The organism is Janthinobacterium rivuli (assembly GCF_029690045.1).
GTDB classification, from domain to species: Bacteria; Pseudomonadota; Gammaproteobacteria; order Burkholderiales; family Burkholderiaceae_D; genus Janthinobacterium; species Janthinobacterium rivuli.
In genome coordinates this window covers 3,560,157-3,582,505 of record NZ_CP121464.1, presented here as the reverse complement: position 1 = coordinate 3,582,505, position 22,349 = coordinate 3,560,157, and the positions used below count along the sequence as shown (strand labels likewise).

General features: G+C 63.1%; 23 protein-coding genes. 8 read left to right on the top strand and 15 right to left on the bottom strand.

The features are described 5' to 3' along the window. Positions 1 to 20 precede the first annotated feature (20 nt). From P9875_RS16180 to P9875_RS16155, 6 genes are all read right to left on the bottom strand, one after another. On the bottom strand, positions 21 to 1,178 hold the full coding sequence (locus P9875_RS16180) for an ABC transporter substrate-binding protein (protein WP_278315929.1): 1,158 nt from the start codon (positions 1,176 to 1,178) through the stop codon (positions 21 to 23). Between the two features lie 120 nt (positions 1,179 to 1,298). Beyond that, on the bottom strand, positions 1,299 to 2,306 hold the full coding sequence (locus tag P9875_RS16175; RefSeq protein ID WP_278315928.1) for an NADP-dependent oxidoreductase: 1,008 nt from the start codon (positions 2,304 to 2,306) through the stop codon (positions 1,299 to 1,301). 37 nt (positions 2,307 to 2,343) lie between these two features. After that, on the bottom strand, positions 2,344 to 3,153 hold the full coding sequence (locus P9875_RS16170) for an oxidoreductase (RefSeq protein ID WP_278315927.1): 810 nt from the start codon (positions 3,151 to 3,153) through the stop codon (positions 2,344 to 2,346). A 103-nt stretch (positions 3,154 to 3,256) separates the two neighbouring features. After that, positions 3,257 to 3,865, bottom strand: a complete 609-nt coding sequence (locus tag P9875_RS16165) for a TetR/AcrR family transcriptional regulator (RefSeq protein ID WP_423221784.1) — start codon at positions 3,863 to 3,865, stop codon at positions 3,257 to 3,259. Between the two features lie 76 nt (positions 3,866 to 3,941). Next, positions 3,942 to 4,472, bottom strand: a complete 531-nt coding sequence (locus P9875_RS16160; RefSeq protein WP_152598688.1) for a ribonuclease domain-containing protein — start codon at positions 4,470 to 4,472, stop codon at positions 3,942 to 3,944. 3 nt (positions 4,473 to 4,475) lie between these two features. Further along, the gene (locus P9875_RS16155) at positions 4,476 to 5,372 is read right to left on the bottom strand and encodes a LysR family transcriptional regulator (RefSeq protein ID WP_278315926.1); all 897 of its coding nucleotides are present in this window, start codon (positions 5,370 to 5,372) and stop codon (positions 4,476 to 4,478) included. Positions 5,373 to 5,521: 149 nt separating this feature from the next. Between P9875_RS16155 and P9875_RS16150 the strand changes: the two genes are divergently transcribed. Then, positions 5,522 to 6,913: an amidohydrolase family protein gene (locus P9875_RS16150; protein WP_278315925.1), complete on the top strand. Its 1,392-nt coding sequence runs from the start codon at positions 5,522 to 5,524 to the stop codon at positions 6,911 to 6,913. 39 nt (positions 6,914 to 6,952) lie between these two features. On the opposite strand, the gene P9875_RS16145 is transcribed toward P9875_RS16150, so the two are convergent. From P9875_RS16145 to P9875_RS16135, 3 genes are all read right to left on the bottom strand, one after another. Next, entirely contained in the window at positions 6,953 to 8,902 is a 1,950-nt protein-coding gene (locus tag P9875_RS16145) for a cytochrome c/FTR1 family iron permease (RefSeq protein ID WP_278315924.1), read from the bottom strand. A 139-nt stretch (positions 8,903 to 9,041) separates the two neighbouring features. Beyond that, positions 9,042 to 9,752 (bottom strand): hypothetical protein, encoded by a 711-nt coding sequence (locus tag P9875_RS16140; protein ID WP_278315923.1) that lies wholly within the window; start codon positions 9,750 to 9,752, stop codon positions 9,042 to 9,044. 92 nt (positions 9,753 to 9,844) lie between these two features. After that, positions 9,845 to 10,882, bottom strand: a complete 1,038-nt coding sequence (locus tag P9875_RS16135; protein WP_278315922.1) for a zinc-dependent alcohol dehydrogenase — start codon at positions 10,880 to 10,882, stop codon at positions 9,845 to 9,847. Positions 10,883 to 11,085: 203 nt separating this feature from the next. Here P9875_RS16135 and arsH point away from each other — a divergent pair, with 203 nt between their 5' ends. Beyond that, the gene (gene arsH, locus P9875_RS16130; protein WP_278315921.1) at positions 11,086 to 11,817 is read left to right on the top strand and encodes an arsenical resistance protein ArsH; all 732 of its coding nucleotides are present in this window, start codon (positions 11,086 to 11,088) and stop codon (positions 11,815 to 11,817) included. Positions 11,818 to 11,874: 57 nt separating this feature from the next. On the opposite strand, the gene P9875_RS16125 is transcribed toward arsH, so the two are convergent. Both P9875_RS16125 and P9875_RS16120 read right to left on the bottom strand, forming a co-directional pair. After that, positions 11,875 to 12,153 (bottom strand): hypothetical protein, encoded by a 279-nt coding sequence (locus P9875_RS16125; protein WP_278315920.1) that lies wholly within the window; start codon positions 12,151 to 12,153, stop codon positions 11,875 to 11,877. Positions 12,154 to 12,177: 24 nt separating this feature from the next. Further along, positions 12,178 to 12,315, bottom strand: coding sequence for a hypothetical protein (locus P9875_RS16120; protein ID WP_278315919.1), 138 nt, complete (start codon positions 12,313 to 12,315; stop codon positions 12,178 to 12,180). A 202-nt stretch (positions 12,316 to 12,517) separates the two neighbouring features. Between P9875_RS16120 and P9875_RS16115 the strand changes: the two genes are divergently transcribed. Next, positions 12,518 to 12,760 (top strand): hypothetical protein, encoded by a 243-nt coding sequence (locus tag P9875_RS16115; protein WP_278315918.1) that lies wholly within the window; start codon positions 12,518 to 12,520, stop codon positions 12,758 to 12,760. A 94-nt stretch (positions 12,761 to 12,854) separates the two neighbouring features. Here P9875_RS16115 and P9875_RS16110 read toward each other — a convergent pair whose 3' ends face one another. Further along, complete coding sequence (locus tag P9875_RS16110) at positions 12,855 to 13,823, bottom strand: DUF4238 domain-containing protein (RefSeq protein WP_278315917.1); 969 nt, start codon at positions 13,821 to 13,823, stop codon at positions 12,855 to 12,857. 226 nt (positions 13,824 to 14,049) lie between these two features. Next, positions 14,050 to 14,688 (bottom strand): SDR family oxidoreductase, encoded by a 639-nt coding sequence (locus P9875_RS16105; protein ID WP_278315916.1) that lies wholly within the window; start codon positions 14,686 to 14,688, stop codon positions 14,050 to 14,052. Between the two features lie 199 nt (positions 14,689 to 14,887). On the opposite strand from P9875_RS16105, the gene P9875_RS16100 reads away from it, so the two are divergent. After that, positions 14,888 to 16,453, top strand: a complete 1,566-nt coding sequence (locus P9875_RS16100; protein ID WP_278315915.1) for a M28 family peptidase — start codon at positions 14,888 to 14,890, stop codon at positions 16,451 to 16,453. Between the two features lie 269 nt (positions 16,454 to 16,722). Next, positions 16,723 to 18,099 carry a chitinase gene (locus P9875_RS16095; protein ID WP_278315914.1) on the top strand — a complete coding sequence of 459 codons (1,377 nt, stop codon included), beginning with the start codon at positions 16,723 to 16,725 and terminating at the stop codon, positions 18,097 to 18,099. A 36-nt stretch (positions 18,100 to 18,135) separates the two neighbouring features. On the opposite strand, the gene P9875_RS16090 is transcribed toward P9875_RS16095, so the two are convergent. Further along, positions 18,136 to 18,720 (bottom strand): TetR/AcrR family transcriptional regulator, encoded by a 585-nt coding sequence (locus tag P9875_RS16090; protein ID WP_099401973.1) that lies wholly within the window; start codon positions 18,718 to 18,720, stop codon positions 18,136 to 18,138. A 92-nt stretch (positions 18,721 to 18,812) separates the two neighbouring features. On the opposite strand from P9875_RS16090, the gene P9875_RS16085 reads away from it, so the two are divergent. After that, positions 18,813 to 19,214, top strand: a complete 402-nt coding sequence (locus tag P9875_RS16085; RefSeq protein WP_278315913.1) for a nuclear transport factor 2 family protein — start codon at positions 18,813 to 18,815, stop codon at positions 19,212 to 19,214. 158 nt (positions 19,215 to 19,372) lie between these two features. Then, positions 19,373 to 19,801 (top strand): DUF2061 domain-containing protein, encoded by a 429-nt coding sequence (locus tag P9875_RS16080; protein WP_035818911.1) that lies wholly within the window; start codon positions 19,373 to 19,375, stop codon positions 19,799 to 19,801. Between the two features lie 113 nt (positions 19,802 to 19,914). On the opposite strand, the gene P9875_RS16075 is transcribed toward P9875_RS16080, so the two are convergent. After that, a complete protein-coding gene (locus P9875_RS16075; RefSeq protein WP_278315912.1) occupies positions 19,915 to 21,354 on the bottom strand; it encodes an amidase in 1,440 nt (479 codons plus the stop codon). A gap of 101 nt (positions 21,355 to 21,455) precedes the next feature. Here P9875_RS16075 and P9875_RS16070 point away from each other — a divergent pair, with 101 nt between their 5' ends. After that, complete coding sequence (locus P9875_RS16070; protein ID WP_278315911.1) at positions 21,456 to 22,349, top strand: LysR family transcriptional regulator; 894 nt, start codon at positions 21,456 to 21,458, stop codon at positions 22,347 to 22,349.

The following is a 22,349-nucleotide window of genomic DNA, read 5'->3' as shown; positions in this document are numbered from 1 at the left end:
GCAGGGCAGGGGAGCGCGCATCACTTCGCGCCAGGATCGGGGTCGGCCGGAACGATCCTGCCGTCGGCGATGCGGGTCAGGAAGACGGCCGTCGACGCCTGGTGGTTGTCGGGCCGCAGCGTCACCTGCATGCCGCCCAGGTCGAGCCGGTCGAACGTTTCGAAGCTCTGGATCAGGCGCTCGCGCGTGAGGTCGGCGCCCGCGCCGCGCAGCGCCGCCACCATCAGGGTGGCCGAGATGCAGCCTTCGAAACTGACGAAAGACAGCCTGGCCGCCGGCACATGCCTGGCCAGCAGCGCGGCGCAATCGGCGGCGATCGGCAACTGGCGGTCGTCCGGCAGCGGCACCACTTGGGAAATGACGATGTTGTCGCCTGCCTTGCCCAGTAATTGCAGCAGGCTGTCCGTGCCGACAAACGATACCGTGGCCAGGGCCGCCTTCAGCCCGGTCTGGCTTGCCTCGCGCACGAACGCGGCCACCGGCGTGTAGGGCCCGGCCATGATCACGGCTTGCAGGTCGTGTCCGATCAGGGCCGCCAGTCCCGCCTTGACGGCCGTCGTGCCGCGCTGGAAGGAACCCTTGGCGACGAGTTCCATGCCGCGCCGTTGCAGGGCGCGCACGGTGCCGTCGAGTACGGCATTGCCGAAGCCGTCGTCCTGGTACAGCACGCCAAAGCGCTTGACGCCGCGGCTGGTGAAATACTGCACCAGGGCGTCGGATTCATCGTCATAACTGGCGCGGAAGTTGATGATTTCATGCACCACGGGGCGGCGCAAGGTCATCGCGCCCGTAAACGCGCCCACCAGCGGCACTTTCATTTCCCGGACGATAGGGATGACGGCGTTGGTGGTGGGCGTGCCCACGTTGCCGAACAGGGCGAACACCTGTTTTTCCTCTACCAGCCTGAGCGTTTCGCTGATGGCCCGGTCCGGATCGTAGCCATCGTCGGCAACCACCAGTTCGATGCTGCGGCCATGGATGCCGCCGCGCTGGTTCGCTTCCTGGAAAACGGCCGTTGCGCCGTCGAGCATGGCCCGCCCCAGCCCCGAGGCCGCGCCCGTTTGCGCATTGACCATGCCCAGCCGGATGTGCGTATCGCTGACACCCGGTTCGGCGGCGTGGACCATGCCGGCCACGAGGGTGATAGCGAGCCAGCAGCATTCCGGGAAAACGCGCATGAGCTACCTTTATGGAGGTTGACCGGTATCAAGAGGCACACGGTTGACAACGAGTATGGAGTAAATTGCCAACAAAAAACTCACACATAGTCGCAGCGCGGAAAGCAGTTCAAATATGCCTCAAGACTGGGGCAGTTGCACCACCACCTTGCCCCGCGCGCGGCCCTGCGCCAGGTAGGCCAGCGCCTGTTTCGCCTCAGCAAAAGGGAACACCTTGTCGATGACGGGGCGGATGGTTCCCGCCTCGAGCAGGCCGGCGATCTGCGCCAGCTGGCTGCCGTCGGGACGCACGAAGTGAAAGGCATAGCTGGCGCCGCGCCGCTGCGCCAGGCCGATGATCTTGCGGCTGAGCAAACCAAACACCAGTTTCAGCACCACGTTCATGCCGCGCGCGCGGGCAAAGGCGGCGTCCGGCGGGCCGATCAGCGACACGACGTGGCTGCCCGGTTTGACGATGTGCAGGGCTTTTTCCAGCCCGTCGCCGCGCACCGTGCCCAGTACGGCGTCGTAGTCGCGCAACACCTCTTCGAACGGCTGTTGTTTGTAGTCGATGACTTCATCGGCGCCCAGGCTGCGCACCATTTCCACGTTCGCCGTGCTGGTGGTGGTGCCCACGCGGGCGCCCAGGTGCCTGGCCAGCTGGATGGCGAACGTGCCGATGCCGCCGGAACCGGCCGGAATGAACACTTTCTGGCCCGGCTGCAGCTGCATGCGTTCCTGCATGGCTTGCCACGCCGTCAGGCCCACCATGGGTATCGACGCCGCCTGCACGAAATCGAGGTTGGCCGGTTTCAGCGCGGCCGCCTGTTCCGGCACGATGGCAAATTCGGCCAGGCTGCCGTGTGGCGTGTCGAAAATACTCGCATACACGGCGTCGCCCACTGTAAAACGCGTGACGCCGCTGCCGACGGCCATGACCACGCCGGCCAGATCGCTGCCCAGGGTGGCCGGCAAGCGCGTTTTCAAGATCGGCTTGAAGTCGCCCTTGGGAATCAGGTTGTCGATGGGGTTCAGACCCACGGCGCGCACCCGCACCAGCAGTTCGCCGGGGCCGGGCGTGGGGCGGGGCAGTTCCACAAACGCCACGTGATCGGGGCCGCCGTATTTTTTCAGTTGCAGAGCTTGCATGCTGTTCTCTTTGTCAGGTTGAATGAAATGCCCGCGCTCACGCCAGGCGCAGGTCCTTGCGCAAGCCGGCGTCCAGCAGCGACGCGGGCATGAAACGGCGCATCAGGCGTAGGCGCGCCGCCAGCGGCCCGGCCGTGTAGCGCAATTTTGGTTCGCTTGCCTGCGCTGCCGCCAATACGCTGTCGGCCACGATGGCCGGGTCATCGGCGCCGGCCATCAGCGTTTGCAGCCGGCTTGTGACGGCCGCGCTGACTTGCCGGTAGGCTGACAGCGGTGTGTCGGGCGCCAGCAGATTGGCTTCGAACGTGGTTTTCGTATAGGCCGGTTCGATGACGCTGGCGCGGATGCCCCAGCCGCGCACTTCATGGTCGAGCGATTCAGTGTAGCCTTCAATGGCGTGTTTGGTGGCCGAATACAGCGCGCCGTAGGGCATGGGCAAAAAGCCCACGACGGAACCGATATTGAGGATGCGCCCGCCGCCCTGGGCGCGCATGTGTGGCAGCACGGCCAGAGTCATGCGCACGACGCCAAAGAAATTCGTCTCGAAGATGGCGCGCGCTTGCGCGATGGAACTTTCTTCGGCGCCGGCCGGGGCCACGCCGAAGCCGGCGTTATTCACCAGCAGGTCGATGCGGCCCTCGCGCTGCATTACCTCTGCCACGGCGGCAGCGACGGACTCCTCGCTGGTGACGTCGAGCGCCAGCATGGCGTATTGCTGGCCAGGGAGCTGCGCGCCGCGGCGGCTGGTGCCGTACACGGTATAGCCCGCTTGCGCCAGGCGCCGGGCCGTGGCCGCGCCGATGCCGGACGAGGCGCCGGTGACCAGGGCAATCTTCTTGTTGTTCATGATGTTCCTTCAGTGGTTGACAGCGTGGAATACAAAATATGACGATCATCATATTATTGTTTGAAAAAAAGCCCGGGACGGATCAAGGCCACGGGCGGTACGGCTAAGCTGGTGTTTGAAACTGCGCCAGGGTGGCCGCGCACAGCGCGTCCGACAGGGCCGGCTCGTCGACGGCGCGCGCCAGAATGGTGGTGCCGATCATGGCGCATACCGTCGCCATGGCCTGTGCGTGCGCTTCCGGCTGGCCCCAGTTTGGCATCTGGCGCGCGAACAGGTCGATCATTTCCTTGATGTGGATGGTGGCGGCGCGGCGCACCTCGGGTGCCTGGCGCGGCATTTCCGAACCCAGCGCCGAGACGGGGCAACCCACCTCGATGGCGGCGATGTGTTCGGGCGACAAATACGCGGCCAGCATGGCCTGCAGCGCCTGGCCAGCCGGGGCGGCGGCCGCCACCCGGGCTGCCAGCGCCACCGCTTCGGCGCCCGCGCGGTCTCCCGCTTCGGCCAGCAGGGCGTCGCGCGAGGCGAAGTGCGCATAAAAGCCGCCGTGCGTCAGGCCCGCTTCCTTCATGATGTCGGCCACGCCCGTGCCCGCGTAGCCGCTGCGGCGGATGGCGCGCGTGGCCACTTCGACGATGCGTTCGTGGGTGGCTTCCTTGCGGCTGTGCGCCGAGGGTTTCTTGTTGGGTAAGTTCTGCATGACGGTCATCATATCGTACTTTTCAACACCGTGCACGCGACCAGCCGCGGCAGACGTTTCACCGCCGCGGCCGGTAGTTGAGGAGGGACTAGCTCTTCAGGCTGCAAAAGCTGGCATAGTGGTCCTGCGTGTAATAGCGCTCCACCAATTTGCGTTTCCCCTTCGGTGTCTGCACAAGCAAGACCGCACGATGCGAACCGGCTCCGCCATCGCCGCCGATCCCCAGATAGTATTCATAATAAACCTCGTCCTTGCCGGCGGCGGGAAGGCGGCCCTCATTGTTATTGAAGACGGTATTGCCGGGACCACCGGCGACCGCGCTCGTTTTCGCATTGCGGTAGGCGTCATATTCGCTGTTTTGCGGCGTGGGCAGGGTTTTGCTTGGCTCCCTTTTGCCGCAGTCGGGGATTTTCGCCGCAAAGGCGTGGGAAGAGAGCAGGGCGCCTGCCACAATAAGACCCAGCGACCAGCTAGTTGCGCGTGAAGTTTTCATCGATATGCTTTCGTTGGTGGAACGTTCAATGGATGGGTTGCTTCCGATACGGCCAATGTCCGGCTGGCCGGCATAAATCTCTGCAATAGCGAATATAGTTAAATTTTTGAAAATATTACTATTCAATTGTCACGCACCGTTGTTGAACAGCCCCGTAGTCCAGTCGATGAACGCCCGCATCGCAGGGGAAAGAAAGCGCTGGTGGGGGTAGAGCAGCGATACCGGCACGGGCGCCGGCCGCCTGTCGGCCAGCACCTCGACCAATGTTCCGGCCTGCAAATGGCCGCTTACGAGGATCTCGGCCAGCTGCATCAAGCCGTGGCCGGCCAGGCCCAGCTCGATGTACAGCCCCGTCTCATTGACGGCGACCGTGCCGGGGAGGGGAACGGTGATACTGGCCCCGTCGTCGATGAACTGCAGCTCGCCGCCGCGCCGCGGCGTGCTGGAAAAGTAGTGGACGGCCCGGTGTCCATGTACATCTTCCAAAGTTGCGGGAACGCCGTGCTCGGCCAGGTAGGACGGCGCCGCGCAGGTGATCCAGCGCAGTTCGCCCAGCCGGCGCGCGACCAGCGTCGAGTCTTCCAGGCTGCCGGTGCGGATGACGCAATCGACGCCTTCCTGTATCAAGTCGACCTGGCGGTCATTGACGCCGATCATCAGGTAGATGTCGGGGTAGCGCTGCTGGAATTGCGCCAACTGGGGCAAGATCACGGCATGGGCGATGCCGCCAGGCATATCCACGCGCAAGCGTCCTTGCGGGCGCTCGCTGGAACCCTGCAGGCCCGCTTCGGTGTCGGCGATCAGGTCGAGTATGTCGCGGCAGCGGTGGAAGTAGCGCTCGCCCTCCGGTGTCAGGCTGAGGTTTCTGGTGGAACGGTTCAGCAGGCGCGTCTGCAAATGTTTTTCCAGCCGCTTGATGATGCCGGTGACCGACGAGGCAGGCAAGCCCAGGGTCTCTGCCGCGCGCACAAAACTCTTGCTCTCGACCACGCGGAGGAATACCTGCATTGCTTGTACGCGGTCCATGTCTTGTCTTGTTGGCAGTAGGGGAAACGGCACTATAACCCAACATTGTTCGGTTTTTCCGCATGCTGAAAACGCGGGGCGCCACTTTTCCCCCGTGCTTGCCTGCACTAGACTGCGTGCAATCCACTACCTATGGCAGGAAATCACGCATGTCTGAACAAGTCTCTCAATTGCTGGCTCCGCTGGCCCCAGTCCCGCACAAGATGCTGATCAAAGGCGCCACCATCATCAGCATGGATGGCAATGTCGGCAATGTACCCAGGGGCGATATCCTGATTGCCAATGGCACCATCGCCGCCATCGGCCAGAACCTGCAAGCCGACGGCGCCGAAGTGATCGATGCCGCAGGGATGATCGCCATTCCAGGCATGGTCGATACCCACCGCCATTCCTGGGAAGGCCAACTGCGCCGCATCAACCCGAATGCGGCAACGCTCGAGGACTATTGCAATGCCACGCATTTTTCGTTCGCCAAATACTACCGGCCGCGCGACATTTACGTGGGCAATGTGCTCACGGCTCTGGGCTGCATCGACGCCGGCATCACGACCGTGGTCGACAATTCCCACAACAGCCGCACGGCGGCGCACTCCGACGCGGCGGTCGACGCGCTGCTCGATGCGGGCATCCGCGCCGTGCACGCCTCGGGGGCGCCCGTGTCGGGTGTCTGGGATGAGGCGCATTGGCCGGGCAACCTGGCGCGCTTGCAGGCTAGGTATTTTACGAATCCCGACAGCCTGGTGACGCTGGCCATGATGGCGCAGCTGGAACCTGCGCAGTGGGCCGTCGCACGTCAATTGGGTATTCCCATCGTGACCGAGTTTTTTGGCGGCGGCATGGCGGCCGAACTGGAAAGCTTGCACCGGCAGGGACTGCTCGGCAGCGACAATATCTTCAACCACTGCACTTGTCTGCCGGAATTGGGCTGGCGCATCTTGCGCGAGGCGGGCGTGCGCGTCAATGTATGCCCGCGTTCGGATGCCCACTACGGTATCGAGGATGGCATGAACGCCTGGCAGGCGGCGTACCAGCACGGCATACGTCCCGGCCTCAGTGTCGACAACGAGACCTCGTACAGCGGCGACATGTTCATGGAAATGCGCGTGGCGTTCTACCTGCAGCGGGTAATGGGAAATTGCCAGGGGCATCGCCAGGGACATCGTCATGCGGCCGCGCCCACCGATGCGTTCCGCTTGCTGGAAGCTGCCACGATCGACGGCGCCGCGGTGGCGGGGCTGGAACAGCGCATCGGGAGTTTGACTCCAGGCAAGCAGGCCGACCTGGTGCTGATACGCACCGGCGACCTCAACCTTTACCCGGTCAATAACGCCATCGGTACCGTCGTGCACGCGGCTGAGCGCAGCAATATCGATACCGTCATCATTGGCGGGCGCGTGCGCAAACGGGGCGGCGTCGTGCTGGGCGTCGATCAGGCAAAACTGCGCGCCGCGATCGACGAATCCTGTGGCCACCTGTTCAATGCCGCCGGTTACGAGCCCGATCTGTTTGCCGAGTCGTTCGCGCCGATCCACCTGGCGTAGGCAGCGCCCGCTGGACGCTGCAGTGCCGCGACTGCAGGATCAGGCCAGCTTGCGCTTGCCTGCGGAAACGCGGTTCCAGCCATAGCCGACGACGATGATGGCCACGATGGCCGCTTGCGCCAGCAAGGTTTCCAGGGTGGGCAGGATGCCCAGCAGGTCGACGCGGATGAAATCGACGGGGCTGACGCCAACCCAGCCCGCTTCCTGCAGCGCGGCCACGCCTTTGCCCATCAGGATCACGGCCAGCACGGCCACGAAGGCGGACGTCCACGAGAAGAACTTGCCGATCGGCATGCGGGCGCTCGTGCGCAGCAAGGCCCAGGCGATCACGACCAGCAGCACGATGGCCACCACGAAACCGCCCAGCAGGGCGCCGCCATTGCCGTCCGCCGCCAGGGCGGAATAGAACAGCACGGTTTCAAAGACTTCGCGGTAGACGGCGATGAAGGCCAGGGCGAACAGGCCCCAGGCGGAGCGCCGCGTCATGGCCGCCGTGAGTTTCTCGTGCAGGTATTCCTGCCAGCGCCCGGCGCTGCTCTTCTGGTGCATCCACAAGCCCACGCTCAGCAGGACCAGGGCCGCGAACACGGAACCGAGTCCCTCGCTCACTTCCCGGCTGGCGCCGCTGATGGTGACCAGATACGTCGCCGCCACCCACGTCAGTCCGCCCGCCACCAGCGCGCTGGCCCAGCCCGCATGCACGTAGGCCAGCACGTCCTTGCGCTTGGCCTTGCGCAGGAAAGCGATAATGCCGATCACGATCAGCAGCGCTTCCACGCCTTCGCGCAGCAAGATCGTCAGGGCGCCGACGAAGGTCGTCATCGGGTCGGCCTTGGCGTCGCCCAGTTCCGCTTCCACGTGGGTAAACAGTTGCTGCAGTTTTTCACCGGCCGCGTCGGCATCGGCCACCGTGCCCTTGGCCACGGCGGAGCGGTAAGCCAGCATGGCGTTTTCCACGGCCAGCAGCAGGGATTTGTTGCGCGCGCCGACCATCGGTTCGATTGGCTCGAAACCGTCCAGGTAGGCCGACAGGCCCAGGCGCGTGGCGCCCGCGCGGTCGCCCGCATGCATGGCGGCCAGGCTTTCGGCCAGGCGCAGCCGCGACAGGGCCAGGCCCGCCGGCTTGTGCGCCTCGGCCTTGTCGGCATGGCTGCGCAAGTACGCCGTCAGCGCTTTGGCCTCGTCCGTGCCCAGCTTGGCGGCCACGGCTTCCTGCGTCAAGGTCGTCACGGCGGCCAGGTCCGCGTACAGTTTTTTGCTGCGCGGATCGTCCTGCCACAGCTTTTCGCCGCGCGCGCTGGCCGCCGCATCGTGCGACATGCCACCGATATAGAAGGCCAGATCCCAGCGCTCGTTCTCGGACAGCTGGCCGAAACTGGCCATCGAGGTGCCGGCCACGCCTTGCGAAATGACCTGGTACAGCGCCATCAGGCTGCGCGACTGCGCCCGTTCGCCATCCGTGAAGGCGATCGGTTTCGGCTCCAGGCTGGCCGCCAGCGGACCATCGCCGCCGCCGGCCACGCCGTGGCAAGAAGCGCACTGGGCCGCATACAGGGCCGCGCCGCGCGCCAGGTTCGGCAGCACTTTCGGCGCCACGGGGATCGGGTAGGCGGCGATCAGCAAGCTATTCGCATGGTGCGCCAGGCGCTTGACTTCCACGCTGCCCGCCTTGGCGACGACGGCTTTGCGCAGGTCGGCGATGGCGGAGGCGATGGCCGCTTGCGAGGCGTGGGCGGGCAGGGCGGCGATCTGCGTCGTCGCGTTGTCCGTAAAGTCGAGCATTTCGGCGTATTCCGCCTCGCTGACCACTTTGCCGTGCTCGACGGCGCCGCTGTAATCGACGGCAACGTAGTCAATCAATTGCCACAATTGCTTGGCCCCGGCGCCAGCATCGGTCGCTTGCGCGTGCGCGCCACCTGCCAGTAACAGGCTGAGGCTGGCGGCCACGAGCGGGTAGCACGCGAGCCATTTCTTGATAGAACTGAACATGATTCTCATTCTCATTTGTCGTTAACCCGGCGACTATAGGACAGACCGCGCAGGGTGTCAACGGCGCACGGGCCTTGTCCTGGACGATATTGCCGGTCAGGCGCCGAGCTGCTGTAGAGAATGGGAGGGGGAAGGCGGCTTACTGGCCGGATGCCTTCGCGTACAGGCCTTTGGCGACGGCGCTGTCCATGCCGTGCAGTTTCAGGCCACCCTTGACCACCCGAAAGTTCAGCGTCTGGAAGGCTTGCCCCCTGAGCCATTGGGCGTCGGTGACGGCGAATGCGGCAAGGCGTTCCTGCGCCCGCTCGGCTGGCACGGCCAGCCATTGATAATCGGCTTTGGAACCCTGGCGGCGCAAGCCGGCCCGCACCCAGTGTTCCGACGCCGGCATGCGGACGATGGCGTCGCCGTTCGCCACACTCACGGCCGTGGCCGTCTTGCCGCTTTGCGCTTCGAACTTCACTTCCACGTCGGCCATCGGTCCCACTTGGGGGAAACCGACGATGGCCACCCACGTGCCTGCTTCGGCGGGTTTCTGAATGCGCATTTCCGATTCCTCGAACACGCGAAACTGCGGCTCCTTGCCGCCGTCGCCCGCCACCAGGGTCACCATGTCGCCGGCCACGCGCCACTCGCCGCTGGCTTGCTCGTCGGTATTGCCATAACTGAGCGTCCACTCGAACTTGCCATCCTTTTTCAGCAGCAGTTCGGAGCCCACTTCCATCACGCCTTGCAGGTAATAGTGTCCGGGCAGCGAAGTCGCGGCGGGATCCGCCGCACTGGCCGCGCCAGCCGAAAAGGACAAGGCGAGGGCGGCGCAGGCCAGCAGGCCGGAGAGGGATTTCTTCATCGGTAGGTCCTCGGTGTGTCTTTGTGGAATGCCATCATAGCAACATAAATTTACTTGCCGTCGCACGACACACCGGCATGCTGGCCTCGCGCTTACTTGCCGCTGAAATCGAGCACCACGCGCGAGGCCACCTTGCCGTGCTCCAGCCGGCTGAAGATCTCGTTGATGGCCGACAGCGGCTGCAATTCCACGCCGGCCTTGACCTTGCCGGTGGCGGCGAAGGCGAGCGCCTCGGCCATGTCCTGGCGCGTGCCCACGAAAGAACCGCGTATCGTCACGCAATTGGCGACGACGTCGAACAGCGGCGTCGGGAAGTCGCCCGGCGGCAAGCCCACCAGCACGCAGGTGCCGCGTTTGCGCGTCATCGCCACGCCTTGTTGGAAGGCATCGATCGACGGCGCCGTGATCAGCACGCCGTGGGCGCCGCCCCCGGTCGCTTCGCGCAAGGCCGCGACGGGGTCGCCCTGGCGCGCATTGATGGTCACTTCGGCGCCCAAGGCGCGCGCATGCTCCAGCTTGCCTTCATCGATGTCGACGGCCGCCACGCGCAAGCCCATGGCCACCGCATATTCGATGGCCAGGTGGCCCAGTCCGCCGATGCCGGACACGGCCAGCCACTGGCCCGGCCGCGCGCCCGTTTCCTTGATGCCCTTGTAACTGGTCACGCCGGCGCAGATGATGGGCGCAGCCTGCACGGCCGACAGACCCGCCGGAATGTGCGCGACGTAGCGCGGGTCGGCCAGGATGTACTCGGCAAAGCCGCCATTCTTGGTATAGCCGCCGAATTGCGCTTCGGCGCACACGGTTTCCCAGGCTGCCAGGCAATGTTCGCAATGGCCGCACGCCGAGTACAGCCAGGGCACGCCGACCCGGTCACCCAGCTGCACTTCCGTCACGCCCGTACCCACGGCCACTACCAGGCCGATGCCTTCGTGGCCGGGAATGAACGGAGGCGTCGGTTTGACGGGCCAGTCGCCGTGCGCCGCATGCAAGTCCGTGTGGCACACGCCGCACGCTTCCGTCTTGACGAGGATCTGGCCGGGGCCGGGTACCGGCACGGGGACGTCGCGCAGCACCAGCGGCTGGCCCAGTTGCTCGACAACGGCGGCCTTCATTGTTGTGGGTAGCATATTATTCCTTTGAAGTGGCTAATGTGTAGTGCGGGATGCAGAACAAAGTCTTGCGAATGATCATATTCTGCTGCACACGATACGAAAATTGATTGATCCACATCAACATATACGGGAAGCGATGGCATGTGCTCAGTTGGAAAACAAGCTTACATTAATTCCATAATTCGACTATTATGGAATAATTGAAGAAGGAAACCACCATGCATGACTTGCCCAACATCAGCGCGGCCCACCTCGACACGCCGACCCTCGATAAACTTGCGCCGCCGGCGGTGGCCACGCATGCGCCGCGTATCCTCTTGCTGTACGGCTCGCTGCGGGAACGTTCGTTCAGCCGTTTGCTGACCCTGGAAGCGGAGCGGCTGCTGCGGCATTTCGGCGCCGAGACGCGGGTGTTCGACCCGCATGGCTTGCCCATGGTCGACAGCGTCAGCCCTGACCATCCCAAGGTGCGGGAACTGCGCGAACTGTCGCTGTGGTCGGAAGGGCAAGTGTGGTGCAGCCCGGAACGCCACGGCGCCGTGACCGGCGTGTTCAAGTCGCAGATCGACTGGTTGCCGCTGGAAATGGGCAGCGTGCGCCCCACGCAGGGACGCACCCTGGCCGTGATGCAAGTGTCAGGCGGCTCGCAATCGTTCAACGCCGTCAATGGCTTGCGCGTGCTGGGCCGCTGGATGCGCATGGTGACGATCCCGAACCAGTCGTCCGTCGCCAAGGCATACCAGGAATTCGACGACAACGACCGCATGAAGCCGTCGCCATACTACGACCGACTGGTCGACGTCATGGAGGAGTTGTATAAATTCACCCTGGTGGTGCGCGACCGTTCGGATTACCTGACCAGCCGCTACAGCGAACGCAAGGAATCCATGCCGGCCGACGTGCGCGCCCTAGCCGCGGAGGCCATGGCGCACGAGGCGCCGGGCAAGTAAGTTATCAATGGTCAATTAATAATGACTTCCAGCAATGTTTGACTTGGAAAAGTCAATTCAAAAGCCGCTATGCATCCTGCGGCGATACTGCCGGTTCCGGATGGCGGTTTCCCATTGCTGTATCAGCAGCACCAGGGCAGGCGCCACCTGGGGCTGGGTCTGCTTGCCCTGGCTCAGTCGTCGCAGCTGATACTTCACCATCGCCATATAGGCGATCAACGACAGCACTTTGTTTTTCCAGGTGATGGCCCGGAGAAAGGGGCTTGCCGCTTGATTTGAACGCCATGCCTTGGGCAGTTGCGGATCGATCGCGAGGGCCGTTCCCATGCCGGCCATGGCTATGCCGTTGTTCCATACTTGCTAGACCATCAGATAGCGGCGTATGCCGCCCGTCACCATGAGGGGCATGCTGGCCACCGTGGCAATCTCCTTCGCAAACTCGAGGAAATAGGCTTCGCGGGCCAAGGTGCGGCCATCGGGGGGGGGCTGGCCATGCATGGCAGATCAGGGGAGGGTGGTTGCGCGTCCGGTGCTTTCAGCCAGTGATCGCTGCACGCGCTTTTCAGTTGACGCGCCAACGACTGGGCAGTCATCACACAATTACTTGCATTTGGAAAGATACTACCTATAGTGTAAATACCCATTCAATCCACTAGATGCGGATATTCGATATTCAGGGTTTCTTTTCAAGGAGAAATGTATGGCAGGTAAAAACACTGGCGGCAAGGTCGCCACCGCTGCAGGGCGCACGCTCGGCAACCCGAACGCTTCGGCTTTGCAGCGGAGCTTGGCTGGCAGCGCACTGGCGCAGTCTGGCACTCAGAAAGTGACGGGCAAGGCAATGGAAGCTAAAGCGTCCGCAGCGCTCCAGAACGGCAATTCAGCAGCTACCACCAGATCCCTAGCCGGCTCGCTGGTGTCGCAGTCGGACAAGAAACGCTAGCTGAGCCCAGGCTGACGGCGCGTTGATACAAGTTCGGCCGTCAGTCGAAATCACGGTATTTTCGTTATGGCTCCACGGTACGTTGTGTGGAGTACTAAAATTTCCCAGTTGCTTCTGTCATCCGCAATCCACACTGCAGGGATGGATCGTCCTTTAACATCGATTCAACCAACTCGAAATTTCCGTCAGATGAAAACACGAAGCGTTCCGCATGGGCAATCTGTAACCCGTTGAAAAATGTGCTGCCATCGGCTCCCACATGCATTGGTGTTCCGCTGGTCATTGCCTCGTCCAAGCGAGCTAGCTGCGAATGGTCATTACCAAGTGTCCCAGGGTGCCGAGCTGCAAGCTTCGTATGAATTTGATCGCCAATGGAGTGGCAAAGCATCCCCAGTGTCAGTTGAGGAGAGAGCGGAAAGTAAATTTCAATTCCTTCGACCGTTAAGCCTACGTTCCCGCGCAAACCTGCGGGACGTTCATTATGCATAACCAAAGGATGATCACCAATGAGATAAGGACTGCATGGATCGGTCTCGAATAGCACCCAGTCTTTGTCGACGAACGCGCGGCCATAGTCACGTGGAGCATTCATGATCCGCCGCGCCATCTGCACTCGCTCTGCATTTTTTCCCGTACCAACCAGAGGATCCGGCGCAAAGTAGGCCTCAGGCATGCCTTCCGCTCGTAGCCATGTCTCTATCTGCCCAAACAGTTCGGCCCCAGAGGCTTGATTGGCTGGAGTACGCACCAACTGGATCGCAAAAAATCGAGCCAACTCTCCAAGTTCAAGCGGGTCGATCAAGTTCAATCTACGTTCCCTGACGATGCGTGCAATGTGTGCACCTGCCTTCGCTTCCACATCGGCCAGCGTTGGTTCAATGGTCATTGTCTGGCCACTGAACTCAAAGTCATAGTAGTCGTAATGTGCTGCCAACTTTCCGACGGCGCGTGAAAACGCTGTATGCGTGGCTTTGTCATAGGTATGTAGCTGATCGTTCTTGCCGCGTCCGAAACGGCGCAACAGAAAGCGGGGCACGTAATGATGGAGTTGAGAACCGGACATTGATCGACTTCCACAAAAAAGCGACAAGGGTAGATTACACCTTAAATGCTTTGAAACAGGCATTAACACCCCGCGCCCACCATCATCAATTTTACATAATATAAATTATGCGAAGTTATGGATGAATTTCGTAAAGCCCCCATTTTGCCAACTCCCCAATCGCAAATGCGATTTTCCCTATCCGCGAGCCGCTGTCGCGGCCGCTGGATTCCTTCGCTTGAACACGCTACATGAAATACGGCTTGTCCCCGTCCGTGTTCGGTTTGTTCACGCCCAGGTTGGCGTGCGGGTGCAAATCTGGCGCGTCGATGATGCTGGCGATCAGGTCTGCCACGCTCTTGCGCGATACCACGGTGCCTTTGAATGGCGCGTGGCGCGTCGTCAGTTCGTAGTCAACTTCATCCTCGTCCGTCATCCAGGCTGGGCGCACGATGGTGTATGCCAGGCCCGACGCTTCGATGGCGTCGGCGGCGCGGCGGAATGGTTTCAGGTGTTCCGCCAGCCTGGCGTTGTTCCATGCGCCGAATTTGCCGGGAACTTCGTCGTAGATGCCCATCGACAGGACGAAAATCAGGCGCTCGACACCAGAGGCCTGCATGGCGGCAATGATGCTGTTGGCCTGGTCTTCCATGTCGTCGCCCACCAGATTGGCGTAGACCAGGTCGTGACCGGGCATCGTTTGCCGCAGCAATGCCTGGTCCAGCACGTCGCCGGCCAGCACGGTGCCGTTGGACGGGACTGGCGTGGGCAGCTTGCCGGGATTGCGCAGCAGCAGCGTCAAGGCGATGTTGTCACGACCCGCCAAGGCGCGGATGACCCACTGCGCCACCTGTCCGCCTGCACCCAGTATCAATATCTTTTTCATGATTGTCGCTTTCGCCATGGCCTGCTGCCATGCAGGAAGTTACAGGTTTTCTTTGAAGAAAGGAACCTGACGCTTGAAAAAGCGTCGCCCGCTCAGGCGTGCCGGCCCGGCGCCTGGTCTCGTGGTAAATTGCCGTCCGTGACCAGTATTTTCAAGACCTACAATATCAATGAAATCAGGTATTTACCGACTATTTTGCATGAGAAGTCTCAAGCTACCTGCACGCACGGCGCTAGCATCTTGCCGTCGCGCCCTGTCCCACGCCGGCGCGCTGGCCATTACGGCCGCCTTGTCCGCCTGCGCCAGCAAGCCTGGTCCCTGGCCCGCGCGCGCCCTGCCTGCATCGGCTGCCGTGACGGTCGACGCCACGCAGTTCCTGTCCAGAAAACAGCTGCTGGACTGGCAAGTCGACCTGGATGAGCGCCGCCTGCGCGCCACCGGATCGCTCCGGCATGAAGCGTATATCGACGCCCTGCATGAACGCCTGGCGCGCGCCGGTGTCAAACAACTGCGCTTCGAGCCCGTCAGCTTCCGGCAATGGTCGGTGCAAATGGACGACTGGGGCCTGGAACTGCTCTACGACGACAGAGTTAGCGTATTGTCCACGGTCGGCTACATCCCGTATTCGGGCGTAACGCCGCCGTCCGGTATTACGGGCCGCATCGCCTATCTGGCGCCGGGGGCCAGGCCCGATGCCAGCCTGGCCGGCAAGCTGGTGCTCGTCGACATGCCCGCCGTGGCGTGGACAGGCCAGGCGTTTCACCAGACCGCGGTGCGCGTCCACGATCCGGACCACGCCATGGGGCCGGATACGCCGTATGCGCGCCAGTTCCAGATGCTGGGGCCGTTCATCGCCCTGCTGGACAGCCTGCAGGCGGTCGGTGCGGCGGGCGTGATCGTCATTCTCGATACGCCGCCATTGACGGCGGCCGGCCTGTATGCGCCTGGCGATGGCAAAGTGCGCCAGTTGCCCGGCGTGTTTATCGACCGGGACGGTGGCCAGCGCCTGCGCGAAAGCGTGCTGGCAGGCACGGCGCCCGTGCTGCGGCTGACCATGGCTGCCACCGTCCGGCAGGTGCAGACGCGCAATCTGATCGGCATCATCCCCGGCAAGTCCGAGGAATTGATGGTGCTGGGCAGCCATACGGATGGCACGAACGCGCTGGCAGACAACGGGCCGAACGCCATCGTCGACATGGCCCAGTACCTGACGCGCCTGCCGCAGGACAGCTTGCCGCGCAGTGTCATGCTGTTGCTGACGAGCGGCGAGCTTGCCGGCGGCGTGGGCACCGAGCAGTTTCTCGAACGGCACAAGAACGATGGCTTGATGCAGCGCATCGCCGCGATGCTCGCCATCGGGAACCTGGGCGCGCTGGAAGTCCTGCCCGACAGCAACGGTTATTTGGCTCCCACGGGCAGGTTTGAGCCGGCCGCCGTGTTTTCGCCCCGCACGCCGGCCCTGATGGAGGCGTCCCGTGCCATGGTGAGGCAGGCCGATGCGGCGCCAGCGTTCGTGTTGCCTCCAATCAAACCCGGCTCGCAGTATGCCGGCTGGCCTGGCGCGGGCCAATATGTACGCGCTTCCCGGCGCATTCCCACGGTGCATTACGTCACGCAACCGACCTATTGGCTCAACTATGGCGTCGACGCCGTGACCCGGGCGGATTATCGGCTGATGCAGCGCCAGACCGTGGCCTTGACGCAAATGCTGCTGGATCTGTCGCGCGTGCCGCATGCCGATTTGCGCGAGGAAACAGCGCCGTAACCGCCGCAAGACCTTGCCTGGTATCCACCTCCCTTCCCCGCCCTGCTCCCGGCGCCATTTCTGGCACCATACCAGCACACTGGAAAATAGGCACTGGTATGGCCCACATCGCCCTTCATATGGGGAAAGACGGCAACTGGTATTGTGATCTTGCGCAAGGAACAAAACCAGTTGACTACCACCTGCAATGCTTGCACTCTGAAAAATCGGACGGTGTCCAGCCGCCCGGCCAAAAAAATACACAAGGAGACGCAATGAACCGGACAGTCATGAATACCCTCATCCTTACCCTCTTCGGGGGAACGTTGGCCGCCTGCGGTGGCGGCAGCGGCGACGCATCCAGCGCAAGCGCTAGCCAGCTGCTGGCCGCCTCGGCCCAGGCGGTCGCCTGCTACACGCCGTGGAACAGCGGCACGGCCTACAACGGCGGCGGCCAGGCCAGCTACAACAACGTCAATTACACGGCCAATTGGTGGACGCAAGGAAATAACCCGTCGACCAGCAGCGGCGGCGCCGGCAGCGGCCAGCCCTGGACGGCGGTGGGAGACTGCGTCACGCCGACACCTACGCCCACTCCGACACCCACTCCGACACCCACGCCTACCCCAACACCTACGCCAACACCTACGCCAACTCCCACCCCGACGCCTACCCCGACTCCAACTCCTACACCGACGCCCACCCCCACCCCCACCCCCACGGGCCTGGCGAAACACGCGCTGATCGGTTACTGGCACAACTTCACCAACCCCAGCGGCGCCACGTATCCGATCAGCCAGGTCAGCGATGACTGGGACGTGATCGTTGTCTCCTTCGGCGACAACGCGGGCGGCGGCAATGTCAGCCTGACCATCGATCCGGGCGCGGGCACGGAAGCGCAATTCATCGCCGACGTGGCCGCCAAGCGTGCGAAAGGCAAGAAAGTCATCCTGTCGCTGGGCGGGCAAAATGGCTCCGTTTCCGTCGGCAACACGGCTGAAGCGACGAATTTCACCAACAGCCTGTACGCCATCATCACCAAGTATGGCTTCGACGGCATCGACCTGGACCTGGAAAACGGCGTGGCGCAAGGCGCGGCCATCCAGACCTACTTGCCGATCGCCGTGAAAAACCTGAAAACCAAGGTCGGCAGCAGTTTTTACCTGTCGATGGCGCCGGAATGGGTGTATGTGGAAGGGGGCTACACGAGTTATGGCAGCATCTGGGGCGCCTACATTCCCATCATCAACGCCTTGCGCAGCGAGCTGACGGTGTTGCATCCGCAGTATTACAACAATGGCGACATCTACACGCCGTACGCCACCGGCCCCATCAAGGCCGGTTCGGCCGACCAGCTGGTGGCCACGGCGCGCATGCTGATCGAAGGATTCAATTATGGCGGCAATACCTTCGCCGGCCTGCGTCCGGACCAGGTGGGCTTTGGCGTGCCGTCGGGCCGCAGCTCGGCCGGCTCAGGTTTCACGACGAATGCCGACGTCAGCAACGCCCTGAATTGCCTGACGCGCCTGCTCAACTGCGGCACCATCAAGCCGCTGCAGGCGTATCCGGACTTCCGCGGCGTGATGACGTGGTCGATCAACTGGGACCGCCACGACAACTATAATTTCTCCGTGCCCACGAAGACCGTGCTGAAAACCCTGCCGTAACAGCCCTGGCCCGACTGCGTATGCGAGCCTTGCCGCTCACATGCGCAGCAACGCCGCGCCCAGCAGGCGCATGTGCAGCGCCATGCCCTGGCGCAGCGCCTCCCCTCCCCCTTGCGTGTGCTTGATGCCATCCATGGTCGCCACCAGCAAGCCGGCCACCTGCACGGCAGTCGCGTCGACCCGGCGCAGCGCGATGTCGCCCGCCGCTTCGGCCTGATCCAGCGCACCGGCCAGGGATGCCACCAAGGTTGCCCGCGCCGTCAGGGTGATGTCGGCAGCCAGGCTCATATTGGCATCGAACAATTCCTGCCCATGGGCGCTGGCTGAAATTTCCGCCATCAAGCCTTGCTGGAATGCCAGCAGCGCCGTTTCGATGCGCGTCAAAACGGGGCCGGGTTCGGCCAGCGCCGCGGTCACGTGCGCCATGACGGTGGCATGGGCCCGTTCGGAACCGGCGCGAAACACGTCTTCCTTGTTTTTGAAGTGCAGGTATAGCGCGGCGCGTGACATAGCGGCCGCCTGCGCGATGTCGAGCATGGACGTCTTGCGGTAGCCGTAGCGGCAAAACACGCCGAGGGCTGCGTCGAGTATGCGCTGGGTTTTATGGGTATCGGTGCTCATGTAGCCATGTTGACACTATGGCCATATAGTGTCAACATGGCTTTTGGACAAAAACCGTCAAAGTGTCAATCACCTGCCCGAACAGGACTGTCATGACCGATTTCAATGCAGCAATGGATAACGAACAGCAAATAGAACTGCTGCGCCAAACGGAACGCAGCCGCTTGCGCGCCCTGGTGGCGGCGGATACCAACGCGGCGCGCATCCTGCACGCGGACGATTTTCAGCTGATTACACCCATCGGCAGCATGCTGTCGCGGGAAGAATATCTGGGCGCCATCGCGGCGGGTCAGATGCGCTATCTGAGCTGGGAACCGGGCGAGATCGCCGTGCGCCTGTACGGCAATGCGGCCGTCCTGCGCTACCAGGCCCAGCTTGAAATCAATTTCGGCGGCCAATCCGTCCCCCGCTCGCGCTATTGGCATATGGATAGCTACGAATGGCGCGAGGGCCGCTGGCAAGCCGTGTGGTCGCAGGCGACGGCGATACGCTGAACGCTGTAGCGGGATGTGCCCAAAGCAAGGGCAATTGATATTTCACAAACCATAGCTTCAATCTATGAGTCCGGTTGAAATATTTTACTTCCTTTTGTAAATGAGAATCGTTACTATCTAAATCAAGGATAAGCGAATTCAACAGAAAGGAGCCTCCCTTGTTCACCGCCATCAAAACATTCAGCCAGGTCTGCACGCATATGTCGATCGCCTTCGGCCTCGCCTACTTGCTGACGGGGTCCCTGGCACTCGGAGGCCTGGCCGCAATCATTGAACCGATCATCAACGTGGCCCTGTTGCCGTGGCATGAAAAAGCCTGGCATGCGATTCGCCGCCGCTACGCCGCCAGCCGTCTGGGCTTTGCCGCCCTGGCCGGGGAAAAGCTCAGCCAGACAAGCCTGCACATGGGCGTGGCCTTCGGCGTCATGTACTGGGCCACAGGTTCCATGGCCTTCGGCGGCTTGCTGGCCGTGGTCGAGCCGATCTGCAACGTGATCGTCCTGCCCTTCCACGACCGGCTGTGGGAAAAAGCCCGCTTTCGCCTGGAAAGCCGCGGCGCGGCGCCGCTGGCGACGCTGCCCACCTGATATTTTTCACCCAAGAACAAGGAATGGGGTCGGACCCGGCGGGTCCGACCCCAGCTTCTTGCCGCAGGCCAAAGCCGATATGGCGGCCGGTTTCAGCCGCCTTCATGGCATGCTTACACCTTGCCCGCCCACACGGGCGGCCGCCGTTGTCCCCACGGCGTCGCCCGCTCCAGCTGCCCTGCCAGGCGCAGCAAGATCCCATCATTCGCATAGCCAGCCATGAACTGCATGCCGATCGGCAAACCGTCATCCGACATGCCGAGTGGCACGGACATGGCCGGCAAGCCCGCCACGTTGGCCAGCGGCGTGTACGGCGAATGCTCGAACAGGCGCGCCGTCCAGCCCAGGCCGTCAAGCTGTTCCTCCTTTTCACCATAGCGCCCCAGTTGCCACGGCAAGTCCGGCAAGGTGGGCGTCAGCAGCACGTCGTACTGGCCGAACAAGGCGCCGGCCTGGCGCGTGACCATGTTGCGCACGTCGAGGGCCGCCACGAAAGCGATTGCCGACACCGTCTGTCCATGGCGGTAGCAGGCCAGGGTCGCCGCTTCCAGGGTGTCGAGCGACACGGCGCGCCCGCTTTCCTGCGCCAGGGCATCTATCCACGGCACCAGATTGGCGCACCAGATGCTGGCGTTCGCGTGCACGAAGGCTTCCCACGACACGCCCAGCGCGGGTGACACTTCTTCCACATGGTGGCCCAGGCTTTCCAGCAGGCGCACGGTGGCGTTCAGCGTGGCATCGATGGCGGGCACGGGCTGGGCGCCATTGCAGGCGGCGCGCTGCACGGCAATGCGCAGCGTGCCTGGCGCCACGCTCACCTGCGACAGCCAGCTGTGGCCGGGCGCAGCGGTCACATACGGCTCGCCCGGCAGCACGCCCTGCACGCAGTCGAGCAAGGCGGCGCTGTCGCGCACCGTGCGGCTCACGCCCAGCTGCACGCCCAGGCCGCTGAAGATCTCGTCCATGGCAGGGCCGTTCGAGACCCTGCCCCGGCTCGGTTTCAGGCCGAACAGCCCCGTCGACGCGGCAGGCACGCGGATGGACCCGGCCGCGTCCGTCGCATGGGCCAGCGGCACGATGCCGGCAGCCACGGCCGCCGCCGCGCCGCCGCTGGAGCCGCCCGCGCTCAAGTTCAGGTTCCAGGGATTGCGCGTAGCACCGTAGAGCACAGGTTCCGTGGTGGTGGCAAACGCCATTTCCGGCGTGCTGGTGCGGCCAAACGTGGCCAAGCCAGCTGCGCGAAACTGCGTCATCAGGTGGGAGTCGAGTGTGGCAACATGGCCGGCGCCCAGGCGGCTGCCCGCTTCGCTGCGCTGGCCCGCCATGGTGACGGCCACATCCTTGATCAGGAATGGCACGCCGGCGAACGGCGCCGCGTGGTCGATGGCGGACAGATCCGCCGGCCACACTTCGACCACGGCGTTGATGTGCGGGTTGACGGTGGCGCAGGCGCGCATGGCGGCGTCGTGCAATTCGGCGGCGGAAACGGCGCCGTCGCGCATTAGCTGGGCCAGTCCCAACCCATCAAAGCTAGCATATTCATGGAGTTGCATCAGTTTATTCCTGTAATGGATGAAGAGTGGATATCACAGGAACTACTGTAGGGCTTGCGCTATCATAGTGGAAATGAATAGTTGATATACAAGGTATAGTCATGAACAATTTACACAAGCTGGACTTGAATCTGCTGCTGACCCTGAATGCCTTGCTGATTGAACGCAACGTCACGCGGGCGGCAGCGCGGCTGCACCTGAGCCAGCCTTCCGTCAGCGTGCAGCTGGGCAAGTTGCGCGCCGCTTTCGACGATCCGCTGCTGCTGCCCGGTCCGCGCGGCATGCTGCCTACGGCGCGGGCGCTGGCCCTGTTCGCGCCCTTGCAAGCCGTGCTGGCACAGCTGGAGCAAGTCTTGCAGCCGGAATCGGCGTTTGAACCGGCCACGGCCGAGGTGTGCTGGAACCTGGCGGCGGCCGATGCCACCGAATACGCGATTTTGCTGCCCATGCTGCCGGCTCTGCGCGCGCAGGCGCCGTTGTCGCGCATGGCCGTGTTCGAAGCGGTGCCCGCACGCATGGCGCACGACCTGGAAAGCGGCCAGGTCGACCTGGGCTTTTTGGCCCGGGAAGAAGCGCCGCCTGGTTTACGCCACCGCACCCTGTTTACCGAACATTACGTGCTGGCGGGCCGCCACGAGCACCCGTTGCTGCAGGCACAGCCGAGCCTCGATCAATTTTGCGCGCTGGAATTCATCGTTGTCTCACCCAACGGCGGCGGTTTCCGCAGCAATGTCGATACGGCGCTGGAACTGTTGGGACGAACGCGCAAGGTGGTGCTGTCCGTGCCGCACTTTCTGATCGTCCCACCCTTGCTGGCGGCGTCCGACATGGTGGCCCTGCTGCCGTCGCGCCTGCTGAAAAATGCGCTGGGCGGTCTGCGCACGTGGGAACCGCCCGTCAGCCTGCCCGACTACAAGATGGCCATGGTGTGGCACGAGCGCATGCACCTGGATCCGGCGCACCGCTGGCTGCGTGAGCGCATCATGGCCTTCTGA